Source organism: Aquitalea sp. ASV15, assembly GCF_016429115.1.
GTDB lineage: Bacteria > Pseudomonadota > Gammaproteobacteria > Burkholderiales > Chromobacteriaceae > Aquitalea > Aquitalea magnusonii.
The window spans coordinates 12,977-37,227 of record NZ_JAELTZ010000040.1; the positions used below are offsets into that span (position 1 = coordinate 12,977).

Consider the following 24,251-nt stretch of genomic DNA (forward strand, 5'->3'; position numbering starts at 1 on the left):
CCAAACGTAGATACGTACGTAGATAACAAAGGGTCGAATAATGATGCAATCCATGTACAGTCATTCCTACCTGTTCGGTGGGAATGCACCGTTCATCGAGGAACTGTACGAACAGTACCTCGCTGATGCGAATTCGGTTCCAGCCGAATGGCGTGAATACTTCGACAAGCTGGCCCAGGCACCGGGCGCAGCCGAGCGCGATGTACCACACATGCCCATCCAGGAATCCTTCATTCAACTGGCCAAGAAACCGGCCAGCGGCCCGCGCAACAGCAGCGGCGGCGAATGGGAAACCATGCAAAAGCAGGTGGGTGTGCTGAAGCTGATTTCGGCCTACCGCGTACTGGGTTCCCGTCAGGCCAACCTCGACCCGCTCAAGCGCATGGACCAGGAAACCCTGCAAGAGCTGGATCCGCACAAGCACGGTCTGACCGATGCCGACATGGCGGTGCAGTTCAATGTGGGCTCGCTGGTGGCACCGCAGAAGCTGCCGCTGTCCGACATCCTGTCGCGCCTGAAGCAGACCTACTGCGGCAATATCGGCCTGGAGTTCATGCACATCACCAAGTCGGATGAAAAGCACTGGGTACAGAAGCGCTTTGAAGGCGACCTGTCCACCCCGCGCTACGATGCCGGCAAGAAAATGCGCATCCTCAAGCAGATCACCGCGGCCGAGACCCTGGAACGCTATCTGCATACCAAATACGTTGGCCAGAAACGCTTCTCGCTGGAAGGCGGCGAATCGACCATCGCTGCGCTGGACCACCTGATCCACAACGCCACTGCCGTTGGCGTGCAGGAACTGATCATCGGCATGGCCCACCGTGGCCGTCTGAACGTGCTGGTGAACACCCTGGGCAAGCTTCCGCGCGACCTGTTCGCCGAATTCGAAGGCAAGGCTGCCCAGCAGATGGCCTCCGGCGACGTCAAGTACCACATGGGCTTCTCCTCCGACATCCCGACGGCCAATGGCCCGATGCACGTGTCGCTGGCGTTCAACCCGTCGCACCTGGAAATCGTCAACCCGGTGGTGGAAGGCTCGGTACGTGCCCGCCAGGACCGTCGCAAGGACAGCGAGCGCAAGTGCGCCGTGCCGGTACTGATTCACGGTGACTCCGCCTTTGGCGGCCTGGGTGTCAACCAGGGTACCTTCAACCTGTCGCAAACCCGCGGCTACGGTACCGGTGGCACCATCCATATCGTGATCAACAACCAGGTGGGTTTCACCACCTCGGATACGCGCGACATGCGCTCCACCCTGTACTGTACCGACGTGGCCAAGATGGTCGAAGCACCGATCTTCCACGTCAACGGTGATGATCCGGAAGCCGTCTGCTATGTGATGCAGGCTGCGCTGGACTACCGCATGCAGTTCAACAAGGACGTGGTCATCGACCTGGTCTGCTACCGCAAGCTGGGCCACAACGAGGGGGATGATCCCTTCCTGACCCAGCCGATGATGTACAAGAAGATTGCCAAGCATCAGGGCGTGCGCGCCATGTATGCCGAGCGTCTGGTACAGGAAGGCGTGCTGAAGGCGGAAGAAGCCGAAGGCATGATCCAGGCCTACCGCGATGCGCTGGACAAGGGCGAGCATGTGGAACAGACCGCGCTTACCAACTACAAGCGCGAACATGCCCTGGACTGGAGCCAGTACATGGGCACCCACTGGGCGCACCCGACCGACACCTCGCTGCCGCGTGCCGACATCCAGCGCCTGACCGAGAAGTTCACCACGCTGCCGGAAGGCTTCAAGCTGCACCCCACCGTGCAAAAGGTGCTGGCTGCACGCAAGGCCATGGCTGCTGGTGAGCAGAATGCCGACTGGGGCATGGCCGAGACCCTGGCCTATGCCTCGCTGGTGACCAATGGTTTCGGTGTCCGCCTGTCCGGTGAAGACTCCGGCCGCGGCACCTTCTCCCATCGTCATGCCGTGCTGCACGACCAGAACCGCGAACGCTGGGACCAGGGCTCCTACGTGCCGCTGCGCAATATGTCGGACAACCAGGCTGAATTCCTGGTGATCGACTCCATCCTGAACGAAGAAGCAGTGCTGGCCTACGAATACGGCTATGCCTGCTCGGCACCGGATCAGCTGGTGATCTGGGAAGCCCAGTTCGGCGACTTTGCCAACGGCGCCCAGGTGGCGATTGACCAGTTCATCTCCTCCGGTGAAACCAAGTGGGGCCGTCTGTGTGGCCTCACCACCATCCTGCCGCACGGCTACGATGGCCAGGGCCCGGAACACTCCTCCGCCCGTCTGGAACGCTGGCTGCAACTGTGTGCCGAGCACAATATGCAGATCGTGATGCCGTCCGAGGCCAGCCAGATGTTCCACATGCTGCGCCGTCAGGTGCTGCGTCCGTATCGCAAGCCGCTGGTGATCTTCCTGTCCAAGCGTCTGCTGCGCTTCAAGGACTCCATGAGCCCGATCGAAGCCTTCACCAATGGCAGCTTCCGTCCGGTGATCGGCGATGCCGTGGTGCAGGATCCGAAGAAGGTGAAGCGCGTGGTGCTGTGTGCCGGTCAGGTGTATTACGACCTGGCTGCCGGCCGCAAGGACAAGGGCATGGAAGACGACATCGCCATCGTGCGTATCGAGCAGTTGTATCCCTTCCCGACCGAGCAGGTGGCCGCCGAGCTGGCACGCTTCCCGCAAGCCAAGGAAGTGATGTGGGTGCAGGAAGAGCCGCGTAACCAGGGTGCCTGGTACCAGATTCGCCATCGCCTGGAAGGTCTGCTGAGCGGCAAGCAGTTCTTGTCGTTCGCTGGTCGTCCGTCCTCTGCTTCGCCGGCGGTAGGCTATATGAGCAAGCACGTTGCCCAGCTCAAGGCCTTTGTCGAAGAAGCCATGACGATTGCCAAGTAAGTACACGCCATCACACCGAATGATATGACGGGGGCAGCACCGCAGCTGCCCCGCTCTGGAGAAGAACATGATTATTGAAGTCAAAGTCCCCCAACTGCCTGAGTCCGTTTCCGAAGCCACGCTGATGACCTGGCACAAGAAAGCTGGCGATTTCGTCAATCGCGACGAAAACGTCATCGACCTGGAAACCGACAAGGTGGTGCTGGAACTGCCGGCACCGCAGGCTGGTGTGATTGTTGAAATCATCGAACAGGACGGCGCCACCGTAGTATCCGGCCAGCTGATCGCCCGCATCGACACCGCCGCCAAGGCTGGCGATGCCCCGGCTGCCGTGGCTGCTGCTCCGGCCGCTGCTGCGCCTGCTGCCGTCAAGGCTGCCCCGGCTGCTGCTCCGGGTGGCGCTGCCATGCCGTCCGCTGCCAAGCTGGCTGCCGAAACCGGCGTGAACCTGGCCAATGTCGCCGGCACCGGCCGTGACGGCCGTGTGCTGAAGGAAGACGTACAGGCTGCTGCCGCTGCACCGTCGCAAGCCGGTCCGGTGCTGGCTCACGCCGGCAACGCTGGCGTTGCCCTGGCCGCTACTCCGGCTGCCGTCAACGTGGCTGCCGTGCTGGGCGATCGTCCGGAACAAAGCGTGCCGATGTCCCGCCTGCGTCAGCGCGTGGCCGAGCGTCTGGTGATGAGCCAGCAGACCAATGCCATCCTCACCACCTTCAACGAAGTCAACATGAAGCCGCTGATGGACCTGCGCGCGCGCTACAAGGACAAGTTCGAGAAGGAACACGGCGTGAAGCTGGGCTTCATGGGCTTCTTCGTCAAGGCCGTGGTGGCCGCACTGAAGAAATACCCCATCGTTAATGCGTCGGTTGATGGCAACAACATCATCTATCACGGTTACTTCGACATCGGCGTGGCTGTGGGCAGCCCGCGTGGTCTGGTGGTACCGGTCATCCGCAATGCCGACCAGCTGAGCCTGGCCGAAATCGAAAAGCAGATCGCCGACTTCGGCAAGCGCGCCCAGGAAGGCAAGCTGACCGTGGAAGAGCTGACCGGTGGTACTTACACCATCTCCAACGGCGGTACTTTCGGTTCCATGATGTCCACCCCCATCATCAACCCGCCGCAATCCGCCATTCTGGGCATGCACGCCACCAAGGAGCGCGCAGTGGTTGAGAATGGTCAAGTTGTCGTGCGCCCGATGATGTACCTTGCCCAGTCGTACGACCACCGCATCATCGATGGTCGCGAAGCGGTACTGAGCCTGGTGGCCGTCAAGGACGCCATTGAAGATCCGGCCCGCCTGATCCTGGACCTGTAATACCGGGTCTGTAATGTCTGTTGGCCGCAAGGAGTCTTGCGGCCACTTTGAATAATGTGAACGGAGAAATAATGATTTTGCCTGACTGGCTGTATGCGGTAGCTTCCATCCTGGCGGGGATCGCCATTGCGGTACTGACCTGGAAGAAGCAGCAACGCGGTATCCGCGAAGACCGTTACAGCCTGGTGGGCAAGCTCATCATTGCCGTGTTCATGATTGCTTTCGGGATCTTGCTGTTCAAGGTCGGTAAATCCTGATCAAGGAAAATCAATGAGCCAACAGTTTGATGTAGTTGTAATCGGTGGCGGCCCCGGCGGTTATGTGGCTGCCATTCGTGCTGCCCAGCTGGGCTTCAACACCGCTTGTGTTGATGCGTTCAAAAACCCGGAAGGCAAGCCTTCGCTGGGTGGTACCTGCCTGAACGTGGGTTGCATCCCGTCCAAGGCGCTGCTGCAGTCCTCGGAAAACTTCCACGCGGTACAGCACGACTTTGCCAAGCACGGCATCACCGTGTCCGGTGCCAAGATGGACGTGGCCGCCATGCTGGAACGCAAGACCGGCATCATCAGCAAGAACGCTGCCGGTATCAGCTTCCTGTTCAAGAAGAACAAGGTTGCCAACATCCACGGTCTGGCTGCCCTCAAGGGCCGTCAGGGCGACAAGTGGCTGATCGAAGTCACCGACAACGGCGCGGTGGTGGATACGCTGGAAGCGACCAATGTCATCATCGCCACCGGTTCCAGCCCGCGTCAGCTGCCGGGCCTGGCCACCGACAACCACATGGTGCTGGACAACGAAGGCGCCCTGGCGCTGACCGCCGTACCGAAGCGCCTGGGCGTGATCGGTGCCGGTGTGATCGGCCTGGAAATGGGTAGCGTGTGGAAGCGTCTGGGCGCGGAAGTGACCATTCTGGAAGCCGCACCGACCTTCCTGGCCGCTGCCGACCAGCAGATCGCCAAGGAAGCCTTCAAGACCCTGACCAAGGACACCGGTCTGGACATCAAGCTGGGCGTGAAGATTGGCGAAATCAAGGCCACCAAGAAGCACGTTACCGTCAACTACGAGCTGAACGGTGAAGCCGTGGCGGCCGAGTTTGACAAGCTGATCGTCTCCATCGGCCGCGTGCCCAACACCGCCGGTCTGGGTGCCGAGGCCGTTGGCCTGCAACTGGACGAGCGTGGCTTTGTTGCCGTGGACGACCACTGCCACACCAATCTGCCGGGCATCTGGGCGATTGGCGACGTGGTACGTGGCCCGATGCTGGCGCACAAGGCTTCCGAAGAAGGCGTGGCCGTGGCTGAACGCATCGCCGGCCAGAAACCGCATGTCGATTTCGGCGTGATTCCGTGGGTGATTTACACCTCGCCGGAAATCGCCTGGGTGGGCAAGACCGAAGAACAGCTCAAGGCTGAAGGCATCGAATACAAGAAGGGCACTTCCGGTTTCGCCGCCAACGGTCGCGCGCTGGGTCTGGGTCAGGCGCAGGGCACGGTGAAGATCCTGGCCGATGCCAAGACCGACCGCATCCTCGGCCTGCACATGATCGGCCCGATGGTGTCCGAACTGGTGACCGAAGGCGTGGTATCGATGGAATTCAAGGCCGCCAGCGAAGACCTGGCACGCATTGTCCACGCACACCCCAGCCTGTCGGAAGTGGTACACGAAGCGGCACTGGCGGCTGACAAACGCGCATTGCACGGCTAATTGCCGTGGGGCCGTGTACAATTCACACGGCCCGCAAGAGGGTATGGGGCAGGACCTGCCGCGAGAACAGGTTCGCCCCGATACATTAGGGTTGAGGAAGCGACCAAGGAATAGAGACGTTGGCCAGACAGGGCCCCGCCATCATTTCCACCGAAAGGAAACCATAGATGAACCTGCACGAATACCAAGCGAAAGAGCTGCTGGCCAAATACGGCTTGCCGGTACAAAAGGGCATTCTGGCCACCACGCCGGAAGAAGCCGCTGCCGCTTATGACCAACTGGGCGGCAAGTTTGCCGTCGTCAAGGCCCAGGTGCATGCCGGTGGCCGTGGCAAGGCCGGTGGTGTCAAAGTGGTCAAGACCCGTGAAGAAGCCGCTGAAGTCGCCAAGAGCCTGATCGGCACCAACCTGGTGACCTATCAGACCGACGCAGCCGGCCAGCCGGTCAACAGCGTATTGGTATGCGAAGACATGTACCCGGTACAGCGCGAACTGTACCTGGGCGCCGTAGTGGACCGTGGCAGCCAGCGCGTTGTGTTCATGGTGTCCACCGAAGGCGGCGTGGAAATCGAAAAAGTAGCCGAAGAAACCCCGGAAAAGATCATCAAGATCGAAATCAACCCGCTGGTGGGCATGCAGCCCTTCCAGGCGCGTGATGCCGCCTTTGCCCTGGGTCTGTCCGGTTCGCAAATCGCTGCCTTCAGCAAGCTGATGCTGGGCGCTTACCAGGCCTTCGTGGAAAACGACTTCGCCCTGTTCGAAGTCAACCCGCTGGCACTGCGTGAAAACGGCGAACTGGCCTGCGTTGATGGCAAGATCAACCTGGACTCCAACGCCCTGTACCGTCACCCGGCCCTGCTGGCCCAGCGCGACAAGTCGCAGGAAAACGAACGCGAAGTGAAGGCTTCCGAATTCGACCTGAACTACGTGGCCCTGGAAGGCAATATCGGCTGCATGGTGAACGGCGCTGGCCTGGCCATGGCCACCATGGACATCATCAAGCTGAAGGGCGGCCAGCCGGCCAACTTCCTGGACGTGGGTGGTGGTGCCACCAAGGACCGCGTGATCGAAGCCTTCAAGCTGATCCTGGCCGATGATTCGGTCAAGGGCGTGCTGATCAACATCTTCGGCGGCATCGTACGTTGCGACATGATTGCCGAAGCCATCATCGCCGCGGTGAAAGAAGTGAATGTGACCGTGCCGGTTGTTGTGCGCCTGGAAGGCAACAACGCCGAGCTGGGCGCCAAGATTCTGGACGAATCCGGCCTGAAGCTGGTTTCCGCCCAGGGCCTGAACGACGCAGCCGAGAAGATCGTTGCTGCCGTTGCTGCGCTTTAATCACCTGCACCGCATAAGGATTTCAAAATGAGCGTATTGGTAAACAAAGACACCAAAGTGCTGGTGCAAGGTTTCACCGGCAAGAATGGTACCTTCCACGCCGAACAGGCGCTGAAGGTTGGCACCAAGGTAGTCGGTGGCGTGACCCCGGGCAAGGGCGGTTCCGAGCATTTGGGCCTGCCGGTGTTCAACACCATGAAGGACGCCGTGCGTCAGACCCAGGCTGATGCCTCGGTCATCTACGTACCGGCAGCTTTTGCCAAGGATTCCATCCTGGAAGCCATCGACAGCGGCGTGAAGCTGATTGTCTGCATCACCGAAGGCGTGCCCACCCTGGACATGCTGTACGTGAAAAAAGCCGTGGACGAAGCCGGCATCCGCCTGATCGGCCCCAACTGCCCGGGTATCATCACCCCGGGTGAGTGCAAGATCGGCATCATGCCGTGGCACATCCACAACCCGGGCCGTATCGGTATCGTGTCCCGTTCCGGCACCCTGACCTACGAAGCAGTGGCACAAACCACTGCCCTGGGTCTGGGTCAGTCCACCTGCATCGGTATCGGCGGCGACCCGATCCCGGGTACCAGCCACATCGACGCCCTGAAGCTGTTCCAGGACGATCCGGATACCGACGCCATCGTGATGATCGGTGAAATCGGTGGTACCGCCGAAGAAGAAGCTGCCGAATTTGCCAAGGCCTACGTGACCAAGCCGGTAGTCGGCTATATCGCCGGTGTGACTGCTCCCAAGGGCAAGCGCATGGGCCACGCCGGTGCCATCATCTCTGGCGGCAAGGGTACTGCCGAAGAGAAGTTCAAGGCTTTCGAGAAGGCCGGCATCGCCTACACCCGCAGCCCGGCCGAAATCGGCAAGACCATGTTCGAACTGCTGAAAAGCAAGGGCATGATCTGATCCCTTGGCGGATAGCTGTACACGACAACGCCACCCTCGGGTGGCGTTTTTTTTATCTGTGCGCCGACCATGGCGCCATCGCTGCCTGGCGAGGGCAGTTTATGGTAGAACTGCAAGGCCGCCTGTTGGTCCGATGAAACTGTCGACCGCTGAATGAGGAGAGGAAAGACCATGCGCAACTGGCTTTGTCTGTTGGTGCTTGCCACCAGCGCCTGCAGCAGTTTCCCCACCCGTGAGGGCTATGCACAAAAGGCGTATTACTGGCAGGGCAAGGACGCCAATGCCCTGTTGGCAGAATGGGGTGCTCCCAGCAAGAGCATGACCATGCCCAATGGCAATACGCTGTATACCTACAGCAAGTCCTATACCCAGCAGCAACCGTATTTTGACAACCGCCGCTTCGAGCCGGGCAGCCGCTTTACCGTGACGGAAAACGGCCAGAGCCGGGTGATCGAAACGCCGGGCCGCTGGGTCTATGACGGCACTACCGGTGGCGGCCTGCAGCATTACAGCTGCACCACCAATTTTGTGGTGAACAGCAAGACCCAGCTGGTGGAATCCGTCAGCTTTGACGGTAACGATTGTGTGGCCGTACCGCGTCCTTAGCGGGCCGAACAAGATGGCGGGCATCCTTGCTACATGGCATGGCGCTGGTGTTGTTCTGTCGCAGCCCTTGCTCAGTGCTCCAGCTTGCGTCCGCGTCCTTCCGGCATCAGCGCCATGCCCAGTACCGCAAGCAGGCCAGTGGCGGTCAGGTAGAGGGCGGGCGCGGCGGCACTACCACTGACGGCAATCAGCCAGGTGATGACGAATTGGGTGGAGCCACCGAAGATGGCCACACCCACCGCATAAATGACCGACATGCCCAGTGCGCGGATGCGGCCGGGTAGCAGCTCGGGGATGGCCACCAGCGACGCCGCGCCGCTGAGCGCCCCCAGCGCGGCGAGCAGGGCACTGGTGATCAGCAGCGCGATGGCATCGCCACGTTCAGCCATCCACAGGAAAGCCGGGTAGGCGATGAGTGAGGCAAGTAGTCGCGGCCAGATCATCAGCGCCTTGCGCCCCCAGCGGTCGCAAAGCCAGCCGCCCAGCAGGGCGAAGACAAAGGTCATCAAGCCCACGATCACGGTGGCGGCCATGGCGGTCGTTGCCGGGAGTTGCAGCGTGGTGATGGCAAAGGTGGTCATGTAATTACTCACATAAGTTGCCACCGTGCCACCCAGTACCACCAGCATGGCCAGCAGGATAAGCCGACCGTGGCGGCGCAGATCGGCCCATGAGGCATTGCTGACTTCGGCATGCTGTTGCTGGGTTTCCGGCATGGCGCGCCGCAGGTAGATGGCCAGCGGGATCAGCAGCAGCCCCAGTGCAAAGGGTAGGCGCCAGCCCCAGGACTGCAGCTGTTCCTGGCTCAGACTGGCACTGAGTCCCATCCCGAGCAGACCCGCCACCAGGGTGGCCAGCCCCTGGCTGCCCAGCTGCCAGCTGCCGAACAGGCCACGGCGACCGGGCGGGGCCGCCTCGATCAGGAAGGCCGTGGATGGCCCTACCTCACCGCCCAGTGCCAGGCCCTGTACCAAGCGGCACAGCACCACAATGACGGGAGCGGCCACGCCGATCTGGGCATAGCCAGGGGTAATGGCCAGGCCCAGGGTGCCCACGGTAATCAGGGCGATGGTCAGCAGCATGGCCGGGCGTCGGCCCACACGGTCGGCATACGCACCGATCAGCACCCCTCCGAGTGGACGCGAGACAAAACCCACGCCAAATACCGCTACGGACAGCAACAAGGTGGTCAGTGCATCGGTCGCCGGGAAAAAGGTGCGGCCAATATAGACCGCGAAGAAGGCATAGGTGACGAAATCGTAAAACTCCAGTGCATTACCGGCTACGGTCGCGGCCACCACTTTGCGGGAAGGCCCCGCATGCTCTGGCGGGGGGTGGGACAGCGCATGATGCCGCGCGGCTAGCTGGCTGGGCTGCGCGGCGCTGGCCGTCGTTGAGTGGAGTGTGGCTGGAGCTTGATTCCGCTGGTCTGTCATGGATACCCCCAAATTGGCAACTGGAATTGCTAGTGAAGTCCAATGTAATAAATCGGGGGAGGGTGGTCTGTGGATGAAGGCATCATCCGCCAGCCATTATCGGGATAATGGGCTGATTTGGCCGAAGATCAGTTCTTTCTGCCGGGCTGTAGCACAGCACTGCCTGCGTCGGCCCTTGGCTGAGCAGGCAGCTGCCGCTTGAGCAACACCAATCCGCTAGCGAAACCGATCAACCATACCGACGGGCATGCGCAGCCACTAGCGTGGGCGGGTCTTAGCGCGTGTCAACCTGGCCAGCCAGCTCTTGTCGGTGGTAGATGACGGTCATCGTGCCGCGGGAGAGTGCCGACTGGTACGAGCTGGCTGCGATGGAGAGGGCAAGATTCAGGGCAGCTTCCATTCCCCGCTGCTGCTGAAAGGCAGGCTGGCGATGCCTTGCAGGCCCTCCAGCTGTCCCTGCAACTGGTAGTCGAGCTTGCCTGAGCCATTCATGGCCTTGCCCAGCTGTTTCAGCCAGCTGAGGGTGGAGGTATGTACCCGCACGGTGATTTCGGCTTCGCCCAGCGCCGGTACGGCAATGGCCTGATTGCTGAGGCCGCTGGCCAGGCGGTTGCCGGCGACATCCAGGTCAAAGCGCAATCCGCTGGCGCTGAGTGGCAGTGTGTTGGGGTTCTGCAGGCGCAGGGTGACATCGAAGTTCTGCTCCAGCAGGGTGGAGGCGGCCGGGTGGATGTCGACCAGACTGACCTGCGGCTTTTGCAGGCCCAGCGTGCTGCAGCCGGCCAGCCACAGGCAAAGCAGCAGGGCAAGGTAGTGTTTCATGGCGTTTCCTTGAGTGTTATTGCAGGCCACCCAGCACTTCCTGGGTGACGGATATCCAGGCACGGGCGGCATGGGACAGATAGCTGCCCTGCTGCCAGATCAAGGCCAGATGCCAGATCAGCCAGGGGTTGGATACCGGAATCACGTCGTAGAGTTCCCGGTCCAGTCTTTCCACCACCGAGCGGGGCAGCAGGGTAATCCCCAGCCGGGCGGTGACCAGTTCGACGATGAAATCCCAGTGTGCACTGCGGCCGACGATATGCAGCGGCTTGCCCATTTCGCGGAAGGCATGGCTGATGCGGCTGGACAGGGTGAAGTCTTCCGGATACAGCACGAAGTCCTGGTCGGCGATATCGGGCAGGGTGACCACCGAACGGCCATGCCAGGGCGAGCCGGCCGGCGCCACCAGACATAGCGGGTCGCGTACCACGGCAAATTGCTGAAAGATGCTGTTGTCCACCGGCAATACCGCCACGCCGATTTCCAGTTCACCACTGCGTACGCTGTTTTCGATGGCCAGGGCGCCATCCTCCACCATTTTCAGCTCGATGCCGGGGTAGCGCTCGCGAAAGGTACTGACCACCGGCGCGAAAAAGGCCACGCCCACCATGGGCGGCAGGCCCACCACCAGCTCGCCGCTGGAGAGCCCGGCCAGGTCGTTCAGCTCGTTCTTGAGCTGGCTCATGGCCGACAGCACATCCAGCCCGCGCTCGAACGCCACCTTGCCGGCATCACTCAGCCGGAAGCTGCGGCCCTCGCGGATGATCAGCGGCGTGCCCAGTTCTTCTTCCAGCTGCTTCACCATCTTGCTGATGGTGGGCTGGGTCACGAACAAGGCTTCCGCCGCCTTGGTGAAACTGTGCCGTTTGACCACTTCGACAAAGTAGCGCAATGCCCGGATATCCATGATCGATTCCATTCAAGAATGAGTTTGATAATTTTAATTCATTTTTTGAATGAAATGGTGGCGACTATACTCGATTCACGTTTCCTGGTTGCGGAGTGACCGGATCATGAAAAACCTGCCGAACCTTGCCGTCAAGCAAAGCCTGTCCACGCTGTCGCAAGTGGTGCTGCTCAGTCTGGTGTGGCTGCTGGCCAGCCGCCTGAGCCACGCTTATGTGCCGGAAATTCCGGCGGGTGTGCTGGGCATGTTCCTGGTGCTGGCGGCGCTGGCGCTGGGCTGGTTGCCCCTGTCCTGGTGCAAGAGCGGGGCGCGCTGGCTGCTGGCGGAGATGTTGTTGTTCTTTATCCCGGCCACCGTGGCCGTGGTGCAGTATCCGCAGCTGCTGGGCAGTATCGGCCTGCGCGTCGTGCTGGTGATCCTGTTGTCTACCGTGCTGGTGATGACGGTGACTTCGCTGGTGGTGGATGCCGGCTACAAATTTGAAATCCTGCTGAAGCGGCGCAAGCGACAGCATGGAGTGCTGTGAGATGGAAAACCTGCTGGCTTTTGCCTGTCTGCTGCTGACGCTGGTGTTGTACTGGCTGGCCAAGAAGCTGTACCGCCGCACTGGCAACTGGTGGAGCGCCCCCTTGCTGGCGGTGCCCTTGCTGGTGATTGGCGCAGTGGTGGTGGGGCATATTCCCTACCACACCTATTTTCAGGATACGCACTGGCTGAGCTGGTTGCTTGGCCCGGCAACGGTGGCGTTTGCCATCCCGATTTACGAGCAGCGCCAGGTGATCCGCAAACATGCCTTGTCGCTCAGTTGCGGTGTACTGGTGGCGATGCCGGTGGCGGTATTGAGTTCGGTGTGGCTGGCACGGGCTTTCGGTTTGTCCGAGCTGTTGCAGAAAAGCCTGGCACCACGGTCGATCAGCACGCCGTTTGCCCTGGCCACGGCGTCCACAATCGGTGCCTCGCCCGATCTGACCGCGGTGTTTGTGGTGATCACCGGTGTGGCCGGTATGTTGCTGGGTGAAGTGATGCTGATGCTGCTGCCCTTGCGCTCGCGTCTGGCCAAGGGGGCTTTGCTGGGGGCTGCCGCACATGGTGCCGGCACGGCCAAGGCCAATGAACTGGGGGCAGAAGAAGGCGTGGTGGCCAGCCTGACCATGATGCTGGGGGGCATTGCCACGGTGTTTGCCGCCCCGCTGATCGCCTGGTTCGTCTGAGACGGACCGGAGCCAAGATTTCTCTGTAGTAAGCCCATGCCATCGGGAGTGGTGTGTGGTGTCTCTCCTCTTGTTGTACTCCCACACGAGCGTTGTTCGGGCTGACCCTATCCGGTCAGCCCATTTTTTTTGCCGTCGCTCCAGCCATGACAGACTCATGGCAGACGGCTGTTCGGGGATGAATCTCTGCTAGCGCGGGGTCAGGCAAAAGTATCGACCGCATTGCCCTTGCTGCTGGGTTGCGGGTGGGCGATGGCGGCAAAAATCGCCTTGGCGGTATCGATGGCCGGGTTGTGCTGGGCTTGCTGCACTTGCTGTTGCTGCTGCTTGTCGATTTCGGACTGGGCTTGCTGTGCCATTTGTTCGGCTTCGGCGGCCACTGCCCGGTCCTGGCCGGACGGGTCGGTCGGGGCGAGCGCGGCAGCAGCCACCTGTTTGGCATTGCTCAGGGTTTCCTGCGGCGACTGGCCGCTGCTCAGCCGGATGCTGACTTCGCCACCGATGGCATATTGCTTGCCATCCGGGCCTTCCTGATAACTGTAGTTGGCCCCGCCACTGACCAGCGCTCCTCCGGCAGCCATGTGGGCTTGCTCATGCTGGCGCACATCGGCATCGCGCGCACGCAGTTCATCCAGCTGCTTTTGCTGGTCGGGGCTGAGCGGTTTGCCGCTGTAAATGGCCGAGGGGGAGGGCGGTGTCACGCCGGCCACCGGGGTGGCAATCGACGCCATGCGCGCTGCCGTGCACGACGGACAGTTGCAGGCCGGACCGTGTTGCAGCCCGCTGCTGATCGGGTAGCCAGTACTGGCGGAGAGGGAAGAAATGCTCATGATTGGCACCATCCTGAACAGTTTCAGTGTAGTGCATGGCGCGGTTCAATTCATTGAATACAAAGATTATTTTATGGCTGTTGCAAAGCGTTGTGGCTTGTCTGCATCAGCGCCTGCCGCCGCTGCGCTGCGTGCGGGCTGGCGGCTGGATGAGGTGGTGTCTGGCAGGTGGCGGGCCGGGGCCGCATGCCAAGCGCGACAGTGCGCGCTTGCTGCGGCAGAATGACGGCCATTGCTGTGGTGGATCCGGCCAGAACAGGCTATCGGGGTCCGGGCGGGACGCCGGGCATGGGCTGGCCGCGCGGCAAGCCCGCACAATGAATAACGCTAAGGAAAGCAGGGATATGCAAGATCAGGCAGCACAGGAAAACCAGCGCGAACTGGTGATGTCGGTATTGATGATGCCGGACATGGCCAATTTTTCCGGCAATGTGCATGGCGGCGTGTTGCTCAAGCTGCTGGACCAGGTGGCTTATGCTTGTGCCAGCCGCTATGCCGGGCGCTATGTGGTGACCCTGTCGGTGGACCAGGTGCTGTTCAAGCAGCCCATCCATGTGGGCGAACTGGTGACCTTCATGGCCAGCGTCAACCATGTTGGCCGGACGTCGATGGAAATCGGCATCAAGGTGGTGGCCGAGGATATCCAGCGGCGCAGTGTACGCCATACCAATAGCTGCTACTTCACCATGGTGGCCTTTGAAGATGGCAAGGCGGTGGCGGTGCCGCCCCTGAGCCTGGACACCGACGAGCAGAAAAAGCGTTTCCGCGACGCCGAGATCCGCAAGAAACTGCGCATGGAAGCCCAGCAAAAAACCAGCGATCCCTGCTGAGCGGGTAGAATGCCGGCTTTGTTCCGCTGGTGTTCCTGGCCATGTTTACCCTGCTGCATACCGACCCACGTTTTTACCTGATCAACAAGCATGCCGGCGTCAGCTTTCATCGCGAGGGCGCAGAGGCTGGCCTGCTGGATGGCGTGCGGGCGGAGCTAGCGGACGAGGCGCTGTGGCCGGTGCACCGGCTGGATCGCATTACCTCGGGGCTGATCCTGCTGGCCCGTTCCAGCGAGGTGGCCAGCCAGCTGGGTGCAGCCTTTGCCGCACATCAGGTGGAGAAATACTATCTGGCGCTGTCTGATCGCAAGCCGCAGAAAAAACAGGGGCTGATCAAGGGCGACATGGACAAGGGGCGGGGCGGGGCGTGGCGTCTGCTGGGCAGCCAGGTCAATCCGGCGATCACCCAGTTTTTCAGCTTTTCGGTGCAGCCTGGGCTGCGTCTGTTCTTGCTACGGCCGCATAGTGGCAAGACCCATCAGCTGCGGGTGGCGCTGAAGTCGCAATCGGCGCCGATCCTGGGCGATACCCTGTATGGCGGCAGCGCGGCGGATCGTGGCTATCTGCACGCCTATGCGCTGCGCTTCAGTCTGGATGGCGAGGATTTCGCCTTTGTCTGTCCGCCTGATCAAGGCGAGCAGTTTGTCAGCCCGGCCTTGCAGTCCTGTGTGGCCCGCGAGGTCGCTACCCCGTGGGCGCTGGCCTGGCCCCGGCTTTAATGGCTGAATTTTCCCAGCTCGACTCCGGCCGTGCGGCAGGCTTCGGCAAAGGCTGCGCTGCCCAGATAGCCATATTCCACGGCACGGGCAGCGGCGATCGGATCGCTGGCATCGTCTGCCGGCAGGCCGGGGTGGCACATCAGCAGCGCACCTTCCTCTCCGTGTTGCAGCCACTGCTGCATCAGCGTGGCAAAGCCGGCTTCCGGCGTCAGCGCATACAGTCCGGCAAACCAGCGATTGCACACCAGGCCGTGCTGGCTGGCCGCCTGGGCAAAGCCGCGGCATACCGTTTGTAGTACCACGGCTTTCAGGCGGCTGTCGCCAGGGTGGCCCAAGTGGTCCGGTGCACGCAGATAGGGCTTGTTGCTGTCTGTCCAGCGCAGGGCGATGGCGGCGAACAGGGCCTCGCGCACGACGGGCAGTGCATGCACATGCTGGTGGCCGTCGATAAAGTCCGGCAGGCGGCCCAGGTGCTGGCTGAACAGGTCGATCTGGCGCAGCAGGCTGTCCAGCAGGGCCTGATAGGGCAGACAGCGCAGCTGGCTGAGCAGCAGCCAGTGCGACAGGGGCTTGAGTAGCTGCGGGCCGTTGGCGAAATCATGGGTGAGATTGAAATGCAGGCCGATATCGGCTTGCTGCTGCAGCGCTGACAGTGGCGCGGCCAGGGCCGGCCAGTGCGGCGACTGCGTCATCACGCTGGTGGCAGACAGGCGGCCAGCCTGCAGCAAATCGAGTATGCCCTGGCTGATGGCTGGTGACTGGGCGAAATCATCCGCACACAGGGTGAAGCGGCGTGGGCTCATGTCGGCTGCGCCTGGCCCGAGAATGCCCACAGCTTGCTCAGGACAAAGGTGAACACGGCCACGCTGCCCAGCACGATCAGCAAGGCGATGCGGTAGTCCAGTGCGGTAAAGTGCAAGAGCAGGAAATACATGGCCTCGTTCAGGGCAAAGCTGAGGCAGGACACCATGAAGAAGCGTGGCAATGCCTGGCGGTGCGGCACATGGCCGGCCTCGAAGGTCTTGTGGCGATGTCCCCAGTAGCTGATCTGGAAGGCCAGCAGGAAGGCGATGACATTGGCCAGCAGCGGCGGCAGGCCGGCCGGCACCAGCAGGCAGGCCACCAGCAGGAAGTGCGCCAGCATGGCGCTGACGCCGATCACGCCAAACCAGAACAGCTCGCGCTTCATGGCTTGTCCTGTCCGGAGCGGCTGACGCGGCTGAGCAGATAGATGGGGCGCTGTTTCACTTCACTGAAGATGCGGCCGATGTACTCGCCCAGAATGCCGATGGACAGCAGCTGCACCCCGCCCAGAAAGGACACGGCCACCGCCAGCGTGGGCCAGCCCGGCTGGTCATTACCGAAGAGCAGGGTATGGATCAGCTCCCAGCTGGCATACAGGATGGAGGCCAGCGAGATGGCGCTGCCAATCAGCGTCCACATGCGCAGCGGCACATTGGAAAAGGCAGTCAGCCCGGTCAGCCCCAGATTGAGCAGGCTGAAAAAATTGAAGCTACTCTTGCCGGCGCGGCGCTCCTTGGTATGGGTTTCCACTGGCAGCTGGGTAAAGCCCACCCAGTTGTACAGGCCCTTCATGAAGCGGTTGCGTTCCGGCATCTGGCGCAGGGCTTCCAGCACGCAGCGGTCCATCACGCGAAAATCCTGGGTGTTTTCCGGAATCTTGTGGCGCGCCCCGCTGTTGAGCAGGGTGTAGAACACGCGGGTGAACAGCCGCTTGCCCAGGGTTTCATTATCGCGGCTGGAGCGCACGCTATAGACCATGTCGTAGCCGGCACGCCATTGACGCAGGAATTCCGGCACCATTTCCGGCGGATGCTGGAAATCGCTGTCGATCAGCACCGCCACATCGCCATGGGCATGGTCGATGCCGGCGGTGAGCGCCAGTTCCTTGCCGAAGTTGCGCGACAGCTGCAGCAGGGTGACCGGCAGCAGCTCGATCTGGCTCATCACCTGCTCAACGGTATTGTCGCGGCTGCCGTCGTCCACCACGATGAATTCATGGCGAAAGCCAGCCTCGCTGAGCAGACCATGCAGGGTCTGCAACATCGGCACGATATTTTCGCTCTCGTTGTAAGCCGGCAGGATGCAGCTGACCAGCGGGTCGGCCGGGCGGTCTGCGGCGCGTTGCTGCAGCAGATACGGTGGTACGAAGGCGCTGGGTGGCGTAGCGGTCATCGGCGTCTCCTTGCTTGTCATGGTGCGCTGTCGGCGCCCTTGGCGCGCAACAGCAGCATGTGGTCTTTCATTACTTCAAAGCTGGCCAGCGGCTGGAAGCGGGCGGCCACGGCGGCCGGCAGGCTGGGCAGGTCGCGCTGCTCGGTGACGATGAAGCGCTGGTGCGGGTCGGCCAGCAGCTGCAGCAGTTGAGCGGGCTGGTTGGTGGTGAGCACCTTGCCCTCGCTATAGAACTCGGCGGAAAACTCGCGGCGGCTATCCCAGTAGATCAGCTTGCTGCCAGCGGCAGGGTGCTGCTGCTGCCAGGCGGCGATGACCTGCTGCTGGGTACGGAAGTAACGTTGCCCCTGGCTCCATTGCAGGCCGACCGCAATCAGCAGCAGCAGCCCGGATACCAGGGCCAGCCAGGGCAGGCTGCTGCCCTGGCCGGGCTGGCGTCCAGCTTGCCACAGCGTGGCAAACAGCAGGGCGCAACCCGGCAGCATGGGCAGCGGGTAGGGGAAAATGATATTGCCGGAGATGGTGAAGAACAGCAGCGTCATCAGGCTCCACAGCAGCACATACAGCCGCCAGCCATCGCCATCCTTGCTCAGGCCGATGGCCTGTTTGCCATGGCCTGCCAGCCAGACCAGCATGGCCAGCGACCACGGAAAGATCGCACCCAGCCAGTACAGCCAGATCATGCCGCGCGGGGTGGCATGGGCATAGCCGTATTTGTCGCCTTTCCAGCCCGGATCGAGAAAGCGGCTGACATGCTCGCCCATGATGAAGTAATTGAGAAAGCCGGGGGTGCGGTATTCCGCCAGCAGATACCAGGGCAGGGCAATGGCCAGCATCAGCAAGCTGCCGCTGATCCACGGCAGGCGCTGCCACAGTGCTTTCCATTCATTGCGCAGCAGCACCCAGCAGAAAATCGGCATGCCGACCAGCACGATGGCCAGCGGCCCCTTGGCCAGCAGACCCAGGCCCAGGCCGACGAAAAACAGGTAGTCCCAGCGGCGGCCACGTCCTTGCATGGCATGCCAGAACGCCAGCTGGGCCAGGGCGACGCAGAACATCAGTGCCGGGTCGGTCATGACCGTGCCCGCCGCGCCAAAGAACAGCAGGCTGCCAGCCAGAATCAGCACGCTGGCCAGCGCGGCATCGCGCCCCAGGCGCTGGCGCGCAGCATCGGCCACCAGCCACAGTACCGCCAGTGACAACAGCAGCGCCGGCAGACGGGCGGCCAGTGGGTTGACGCCAAACAGGCCCATGCTGGCCGCAGAGGTCCAGGTGGAGAGCGGTGGCTTGGCCCAGAAGGGAATTCCATAGTCGTGCCACAAGGTCACCCAGTTGCCGGTTTCCAGCATCTTGCGGGCAATTTCGGCGTAGCGCGCTTCAGTGGTGTCGGTCAGCGGAATGGCCCACATCGCCAGCAGGCGAATCAGCAGCAGGGCAAACAGTGCATAGGTGGCAAATCGCTGCCACCGGGTATCGGGGGACGGTGTCATGTAGTCCAGTCAGCACGCCACAGGGCGGCCTGGGGAGTCGGAAAAAACCCGCACAGCTTACCATGCCAGCCTTGTTTTAGTCTTAAGCGCCACGGCGTGCCCATGTAAAAACGCCGCCTGGCGGCGGCGTTGGCGGATGGCAGGCCGGACCGGCCCGCTACGGTCCTATTGCAGGCCGTGCATCATTTTTTTCAGCTTGCTCGACAGCAGGAACAGAATCAGCGAAGCGACCCCTGCGGTGGCGACAAACACCATGAAGAAGTCATGCAGATTGTTGATGCTGTAGCCCAGCAAATGCGGGGCTGGCTTGGTCGGGTCCGGGTAGAGTTCGGACAGGGTGCCGGCCAGCTTGTTGGCGGCGGCATTGGACAGGAACCAGATGCCCATCATCAGGCTGGTAAAGCGGGCTGGCGACAGCTTGACCACCAGCGACAGGCCGATGGGCGACAGGCACAGCTCGCCGAAGGTGTGCAGCATGTAGAGGCTGACCAGCCACAGCATGCTGACCTTGACGCCGGGTTGCAGTCCATCCACGCCAAAGGCGATCACCAGATAACCAATCGCCAGGAACAACAGGCCGCAGGCCATCTTGACCGGCGAGGTCGGCTCGCGGCCATGCTTGCCCAGCGTGGTCCACAGCATGGCGAACAGCGGGGCGAAGATGACGACCGAGATCGGATTGATGGACTGGAAGTAGGAGGCCGGCACGGTAAAGCCCAGCAGATTGCGGTTGGTCTGTTCTTCGGCAAAGAAGGTCAGCGAGGCGCCCGCCTGTTCGAAGGCGGACCAGAAGAAGATGACAAAGGCTGACACGATCAGGATGACCGCCAGTCTTTCCTTTTCCACCCGCGTCAGCGGCGCATGCACCACCTTTTCGCCGCTGGCGTGATGGCGGGCCGGCGCCATGCCGATGGGCTTGCCTTCCGGGGTAACCAGATATCTGTTCTTGAACAGGCTGAATATCAGCAGGCTCAGCAGCATGCCGAAGCCGGCAGCCATGAAGCCCCATTTGAAGTCACTCGGATGGCCGGTATCGCCCAGCGTGCCGCAAATCAGCGGGGCGATCAGCGAGCCGGCATTGATGCCCATGTAGAAAATGGTGAAGGCCGAATCCACCCGTTTGTCGTCCGGGGCATACAGCTGGCCCACCATGGAGGAAATATTCGGCTTGAACAGGCCATTGCCGGCAATCAGCAGGCCCAGGCCGCCATACAGCAGCCAGGAAGCCATCTGCAGATTGCTGTCGTGCAGGCTGCCGGAAAAGAACAGCAGGAACTGGCCACAGGCCATCAGCACACCGCCTGCCAGAATGGAGCGGCGATTGCCCCAGTAGCGGTCGGCGATATAGCCGCCGATCAGCGGTGTAAGATAAACCAGCCCGGTATAGGTACCATAGATGTCGGCGGCGTGTGCCTTGTCGAACATCAGGGCCTTGATCATGAACAGGACAAAGATGGCGCGCATGCCGTAATAGCTGAAGCGCTCCCACATCTCCGTAACAAAGAGCAGGTATAGCCCTTTGGGGTGGGATCTGGTGGTCATAAAGATTTCCTTGTGCAGCTGGGGAAGTCACTCTGCGGTGACATGTTGTAGTGTTTTATTGCCAGTTTTTCTGGCAGGCGGCGATAGTAGCGACTAAATCCGCAGTTGTGGAATATTTATTTGCGGTTTGCCGTGCTTGTTGATGATTATAAGGTTATTCGAATATTCCATGTTTGATATTGGGCAAGTATTTCAATCGAAAGGGAATTTCATGCTGAAAAAGTGTCTGTTGATCCTGCTCTTGCTCTGCGGCCTGAGCGGCTGCGGCTACAACACCATGCAGACCCAGGACGAGGCGGCCAACGCGGCCTGGTCGGAAGTCGTCAACCAGTACCAGCGCCGGGCCGACCTGATCCCCAATCTGGTCAACACGGTGAAAGGCTACGCCAGCCATGAAAAAGACGTGCTGACCCAAGTGACGGCGGCACGTTCGCGGGTGGGCAGCATCCAGCTGGATGCCAGTACCGCGACCGATCCGCAAAAGCTGAAGGATTACGCCGCGGCGCAACAGCAACTGGGTTCGGCGCTGTCGCGCCTGCTGGTGGTGTCGGAAAACTATCCGCAGCTGAAAGCCGATGGCGCTTTCCGTGATTTGCAGGCGCAGCTGGAGGGCACGGAAAACCGTATCGCCCTGGCGCGCAAACGCTATATCGACGCCATCCAGTCGTATAACAGCACGGTGCGCACCTTCCCCGGCAATCTGACGGCCATGGTCTTTGGTCTGAAAACACGACCGAACTTTAGCGTGGAGAACGAGAAAGCCATTGCGGCAGCGCCGGCGGTGAGCTTCGCTCAGCCTGCGTCGGCCGGACAATAAGCATGCGGCCCCTGTTCCGGCGTTTGCTGGGGTGGTGCAGCATGCTGCTGGCCGGGCTTGCCCTGGCGCAGTCGCCGCTGCCGGCACCAAGCGCGCCCGTGATCGACACCGCGGGTTTCCTGAGTGCCAGCGAGCGGCAGCAGCTCAATCAGCACTTGCTCGACTTTCACCAGCAGCAGGGTAGTCAGCTGGCCGTACTGATCGTGCCCGACATCGCCCCGGAGACGCCGTTTGATTACGGCACCCGCGTAATGGAGAGCTGGAAGCTGGGGCGCAAGGGCGTGGACGATGGCGTGCTGCTGCTGATCGTGGCCAATGCACACCAGACCCAGCTGCTGGTAGGGCGTGGGCTGGAAGGGCCGATTCCGGATGCAGTGGCAAAGCGCATCCTGCAGGACACGCTCAAACCCGCATTGCAGGCAGGGCACAGGCTGGAGGGCATCATGCAGGCGGTCGGCCAGATCGAGAGCCTGATCAAGGGCGAAGCCCTGCCAGCGCCCAAAGCCACGGCTCCGGCTACGGGCAGCATTGAGGACAATCTGCCCTTGCTGGGCTTTTTTGCCCTGTTTGGCGGTGGCGTGCTCACCCGCTTGTTCGGCCGGCTGGTCGGGAGCTTTATTGCCGGTTGTGTGGCCATCGTGCTGACCTTGTGGCTGGGCGGCGGCGTGGCGCTGGCCTTGCTGGCCGGCGGGCTGGCCGCGGTGTTTGCGCTGTTGCTGGGCAGCCACGGCATTGTGCTGGGTGGTGGCGGTGGAGGTGGCTGGGGCAGCGGTGGCGGTGGCGGCCGCAGTGGCGGCGGCTGGTCGGGTGGCGGTGGCGATTTTGGTGGCGGCGGCGCTTCGGGGAACTGGTGATGAGGCATTGGAAAAAAGCATGGCATAACCTGCGCAGCACCGGCTGGCAGGCGCGGCGATTGTTTCCGCAAGCCAGTGTGCAGCAACTGGAGCAGCAAATTGCCTTGTCCGAGCGTGAACACGCCGGGCAGTTGCGCTTTGTGCTGGAGTCGGCGCTGGACTGGCGGCAGGCCCTGCACGGCATGACTGCGCGCGAGCGCGCCCTGCAATGGTTTGGTCAGCTGCGCGTCTGGGATACCGAGCACAATACCGGTGTGCTGGTGTATGTCCTGCTGGCGGAGCGACGCATTGAAATCATTGCCGACCGTGGCATAGACCGCCGGGTGCCGGCGAGCGCCTGGCGGGAGATTTGCGCCAGCATGCAGCAGTCGTTTGCGGCAGGGGCGCATCTGGATGGCTTGCAGCAGGGTTTGTGGCGCATTCATGCCCTGCTTATCGTGCATGCGCCGGCGCATGGACCGCATGCAAACGAGCTGCCGGATACGGTGATCGTGCGCTGAGGGCTTGCCTGTAACGGCCTGATGGATGGCCTGACTGCATGGCCGGTTGACAATCTTCTTGCCGGCCGCAATGGCTGGGAGTAATCTCACTCGGCCATCCGGCTCTTATTTCTACTAAGGTGTTTGTTCATGAACACGTTGGCATGCTTGAACCGGGCGGCTGCCAACCACGGCAGCCTGCCGAAAAACTGGTTTACCCTCGATATCGTGCTCGCCTACGACTTTCCCCGTCGTTGATCTCCCCACGTAGCGGCCCCGCGCCGTCTGCGTTCTGTTGTATTCATTCTTTCATTCTGAATTGACAGCTTTGGTCTTGTTGCGTCCAGACCCACTGCCCTGGCGGTAGTCGTCTGTGGCTTATGCATGCGGCCAGGGCAGGGAGTATCACGCATGGCACGTCGCATTCCTGAACCGTTCCGCATCAAGATGGTGGAACCGATCAAGCAAACCACCCCCGAATACCGCCGCCGCGCGCTGGCTGAAGCAGGCTGGAATCCTTTCCTGCTGCGCGCTGAAGACGTCTATATCGACCTGCTGACCGACAGCGGCACCGGTGCCATGTCGGACCGGCAATGGGCCGGTCTGATGCTGGGGGACGAAGCCTATGCCGGCAGCCGCAATTATTTTCACCTGGCCGACACGGTCAGGGAGTTGTTTGGCTACCAGCACACCATTCCTACCCATCAGGGCCGGGGGGCGGAGCAGATTCTCTTCCCCGAGTTGGTCAAGCGCTGCCGTGGCAGTCAGCCAGTGTTTATTTCCAATTACCATTTTGATACCACCAAGGCGCATGTCGAAATTGCCGGCGCCCGTGCCATCAATGTGCTGACGCCGCAGGCGCTGGATACCGAAACTGCTTACGACTGGAAGGGCGATTTCGACCTGCCGCGGCTGGCCGAGGTCATTGCCAGCGAAGGGGCGGAGAATATTGCCGGGCTGATCATTACCGTGACCTGCAATAGCGCTGGCGGCCAGCCGGTGTCGATGCCGAATATGCGTGCTGCCAGTACACTGGCACGCCAGCACGGCATCCCGGTGATTATCGATGCGGCGCGCTTTGCCGAAAATGCCTGGTTTATCCGCCAGCGCGATCCCGACTATGCCGGCCAGTCCATTGAAGCCATCGTGCTGGAAATGTTCAGTTACGGCGACATGCTGACCATGTCGGCCAAGAAGGACGGGCTGGTGAATATTGGCGGCTTGTGCTGCTTCAAGGATGATGCCGATCTCTGCCGGGCGGTGCAGGTGCGCTGTGTGCCGATGGAAGGTTTTGTCACCTATGGCGGCCTGGCCGGGCGTGATATGGAGGCGCTGGCCATCGGTTTGAAAGAGGGGCTGGACCCGGCTTATC

At 61.5% G+C, this 24,251-nt stretch carries 25 protein-coding genes; 16 read left to right on the forward strand and 9 right to left on the reverse strand.

Features of this window, described 5'->3' with window-relative positions; translation table 11 throughout:
* Window positions 1–40 precede the first annotated feature (40 nt).
* From JHD64_RS15870 to JHD64_RS15900, 7 genes are all read left to right on the forward strand, one after another.
* Window positions 41–2,869 (forward strand): 2-oxoglutarate dehydrogenase E1 component, encoded by a 2,829-nt coding sequence (locus JHD64_RS15870; protein WP_110313634.1) that lies wholly within the window; start codon window positions 41–43, stop codon window positions 2,867–2,869.
* A 67-nt stretch (window positions 2,870–2,936) separates the two neighbouring features.
* On the forward strand, window positions 2,937–4,187 hold the full coding sequence (gene odhB / locus JHD64_RS15875; protein WP_110313633.1) for a 2-oxoglutarate dehydrogenase complex dihydrolipoyllysine-residue succinyltransferase: 1,251 nt from the start codon (window positions 2,937–2,939) through the stop codon (window positions 4,185–4,187).
* A 71-nt stretch (window positions 4,188–4,258) separates the two neighbouring features.
* Window positions 4,259–4,444, forward strand: coding sequence for a hypothetical protein (locus tag JHD64_RS15880; protein ID WP_199054093.1), 186 nt, complete (start codon window positions 4,259–4,261; stop codon window positions 4,442–4,444).
* 13 nt (window positions 4,445–4,457) lie between these two features.
* On the forward strand, window positions 4,458–5,891 hold the full coding sequence (gene lpdA, locus JHD64_RS15885; protein WP_045845615.1) for a dihydrolipoyl dehydrogenase: 1,434 nt from the start codon (window positions 4,458–4,460) through the stop codon (window positions 5,889–5,891).
* Window positions 5,892–6,058: 167 nt separating this feature from the next.
* Window positions 6,059–7,228, forward strand: a complete 1,170-nt coding sequence (sucC, locus tag JHD64_RS15890; RefSeq protein WP_045845616.1) for an ADP-forming succinate--CoA ligase subunit beta — start codon at window positions 6,059–6,061, stop codon at window positions 7,226–7,228.
* A gap of 27 nt (window positions 7,229–7,255) precedes the next feature.
* Window positions 7,256–8,140: a succinate--CoA ligase subunit alpha gene (gene sucD / locus JHD64_RS15895; protein ID WP_045845617.1), complete on the forward strand. Its 885-nt coding sequence runs from the start codon at window positions 7,256–7,258 to the stop codon at window positions 8,138–8,140.
* Between the two features lie 171 nt (window positions 8,141–8,311).
* Window positions 8,312–8,746: a hypothetical protein gene (locus tag JHD64_RS15900; protein WP_059287348.1), complete on the forward strand. Its 435-nt coding sequence runs from the start codon at window positions 8,312–8,314 to the stop codon at window positions 8,744–8,746.
* A 71-nt stretch (window positions 8,747–8,817) separates the two neighbouring features.
* On the opposite strand, the gene JHD64_RS15905 is transcribed toward JHD64_RS15900, so the two are convergent.
* The 3 genes from JHD64_RS15905 to JHD64_RS15915 form a co-directional block, all read right to left on the reverse strand.
* Window positions 8,818–10,044 carry an MFS transporter gene (locus tag JHD64_RS15905; protein WP_199054095.1) on the reverse strand — a complete coding sequence of 409 codons (1,227 nt, stop codon included), beginning with the start codon at window positions 10,042–10,044 and terminating at the stop codon, window positions 8,818–8,820.
* Between the two features lie 522 nt (window positions 10,045–10,566).
* Window positions 10,567–11,004 carry an LEA type 2 family protein gene (locus tag JHD64_RS15910; protein WP_199054097.1) on the reverse strand — a complete coding sequence of 146 codons (438 nt, stop codon included), beginning with the start codon at window positions 11,002–11,004 and terminating at the stop codon, window positions 10,567–10,569.
* 16 nt (window positions 11,005–11,020) lie between these two features.
* The gene (locus JHD64_RS15915; protein WP_110313637.1) at window positions 11,021–11,911 is read right to left on the reverse strand and encodes a LysR family transcriptional regulator; all 891 of its coding nucleotides are present in this window, start codon (window positions 11,909–11,911) and stop codon (window positions 11,021–11,023) included.
* Window positions 11,912–12,017: 106 nt separating this feature from the next.
* Between JHD64_RS15915 and JHD64_RS15920 the strand changes: the two genes are divergently transcribed.
* Window positions 12,018–12,437: a CidA/LrgA family protein gene (locus JHD64_RS15920; protein WP_199054099.1), complete on the forward strand. Its 420-nt coding sequence runs from the start codon at window positions 12,018–12,020 to the stop codon at window positions 12,435–12,437.
* A gap of 1 nt (window position 12,438) precedes the next feature.
* Window positions 12,439–13,122 (forward strand): LrgB family protein, encoded by a 684-nt coding sequence (locus JHD64_RS15925; protein ID WP_110313631.1) that lies wholly within the window; start codon window positions 12,439–12,441, stop codon window positions 13,120–13,122.
* Window positions 13,123–13,322: 200 nt separating this feature from the next.
* Here the strand turns inward: JHD64_RS15925 and JHD64_RS15930 are convergent, their stop codons facing one another.
* The gene (locus tag JHD64_RS15930; protein ID WP_199054101.1) at window positions 13,323–13,952 is read right to left on the reverse strand and encodes a putative metalloprotease CJM1_0395 family protein; all 630 of its coding nucleotides are present in this window, start codon (window positions 13,950–13,952) and stop codon (window positions 13,323–13,325) included.
* On the opposite strand from JHD64_RS15930, the gene JHD64_RS15935 reads away from it, so the two are divergent.
* The 3 genes from JHD64_RS15935 to JHD64_RS15945 all read left to right on the forward strand — a co-directional run bounded on the left by JHD64_RS15935 (window position 13,951) and on the right by JHD64_RS15945 (window position 15,501).
* Entirely contained in the window at window positions 13,951–14,178 is a 228-nt protein-coding gene (locus JHD64_RS15935; protein WP_199054103.1) for a hypothetical protein, read from the forward strand. The genes JHD64_RS15930 and JHD64_RS15935 overlap by 2 nt on opposite strands.
* 118 nt (window positions 14,179–14,296) lie before the next feature.
* Window positions 14,297–14,782, forward strand: coding sequence for an acyl-CoA thioesterase (locus tag JHD64_RS15940; RefSeq protein ID WP_059287108.1), 486 nt, complete (start codon window positions 14,297–14,299; stop codon window positions 14,780–14,782).
* A gap of 41 nt (window positions 14,783–14,823) precedes the next feature.
* Window positions 14,824–15,501, forward strand: a complete 678-nt coding sequence (locus JHD64_RS15945) for a TIGR01621 family pseudouridine synthase (RefSeq protein WP_199054105.1) — start codon at window positions 14,824–14,826, stop codon at window positions 15,499–15,501.
* Here JHD64_RS15945 and JHD64_RS15950 read toward each other — a convergent pair.
* From JHD64_RS15950 to JHD64_RS15970, 5 genes are all read right to left on the reverse strand, one after another.
* Window positions 15,498–16,304 (reverse strand): ChbG/HpnK family deacetylase, encoded by an 807-nt coding sequence (locus JHD64_RS15950; protein ID WP_059287107.1) that lies wholly within the window; start codon window positions 16,302–16,304, stop codon window positions 15,498–15,500. The two genes, JHD64_RS15945 and JHD64_RS15950, sit on opposite strands and share 4 nt — an antisense overlap.
* A complete protein-coding gene (locus JHD64_RS15955) occupies window positions 16,301–16,690 on the reverse strand; it encodes a GtrA family protein (protein ID WP_199054107.1) in 390 nt (129 codons plus the stop codon). The genes JHD64_RS15950 and JHD64_RS15955 overlap by 4 nt, the downstream gene beginning before the upstream one ends.
* A complete protein-coding gene (locus JHD64_RS15960) occupies window positions 16,687–17,697 on the reverse strand; it encodes a glycosyltransferase family 2 protein (protein WP_059287105.1) in 1,011 nt (336 codons plus the stop codon). The genes JHD64_RS15955 and JHD64_RS15960 overlap by 4 nt, the downstream gene beginning before the upstream one ends.
* A 17-nt stretch (window positions 17,698–17,714) precedes the next feature.
* Complete coding sequence (locus JHD64_RS15965) at window positions 17,715–19,187, reverse strand: glycosyltransferase family 39 protein (protein ID WP_199054109.1); 1,473 nt, start codon at window positions 19,185–19,187, stop codon at window positions 17,715–17,717.
* A gap of 165 nt (window positions 19,188–19,352) precedes the next feature.
* Entirely contained in the window at window positions 19,353–20,729 is a 1,377-nt protein-coding gene (locus JHD64_RS15970) for a peptide MFS transporter (RefSeq protein ID WP_199054111.1), read from the reverse strand.
* Window positions 20,730–20,940: 211 nt separating this feature from the next.
* On the opposite strand from JHD64_RS15970, the gene JHD64_RS15975 reads away from it, so the two are divergent.
* From JHD64_RS15975 to JHD64_RS15990, 4 genes are all read left to right on the forward strand, one after another.
* Complete coding sequence (locus JHD64_RS15975; RefSeq protein WP_193394307.1) at window positions 20,941–21,546, forward strand: LemA family protein; 606 nt, start codon at window positions 20,941–20,943, stop codon at window positions 21,544–21,546.
* A gap of 2 nt (window positions 21,547–21,548) precedes the next feature.
* Window positions 21,549–22,400: a YgcG family protein gene (locus tag JHD64_RS15980; RefSeq protein WP_199054112.1), complete on the forward strand. Its 852-nt coding sequence runs from the start codon at window positions 21,549–21,551 to the stop codon at window positions 22,398–22,400.
* Window positions 22,400–22,900: a TPM domain-containing protein gene (locus JHD64_RS15985; protein ID WP_110313628.1), complete on the forward strand. Its 501-nt coding sequence runs from the start codon at window positions 22,400–22,402 to the stop codon at window positions 22,898–22,900. Before JHD64_RS15980 ends, JHD64_RS15985 begins: the two co-directional genes overlap by 1 nt.
* A 390-nt stretch (window positions 22,901–23,290) precedes the next feature.
* The coding region (locus JHD64_RS15990; protein WP_199054114.1) for a tryptophanase at window positions 23,291–24,251 on the forward strand (961 nt) is incomplete at its 3' end.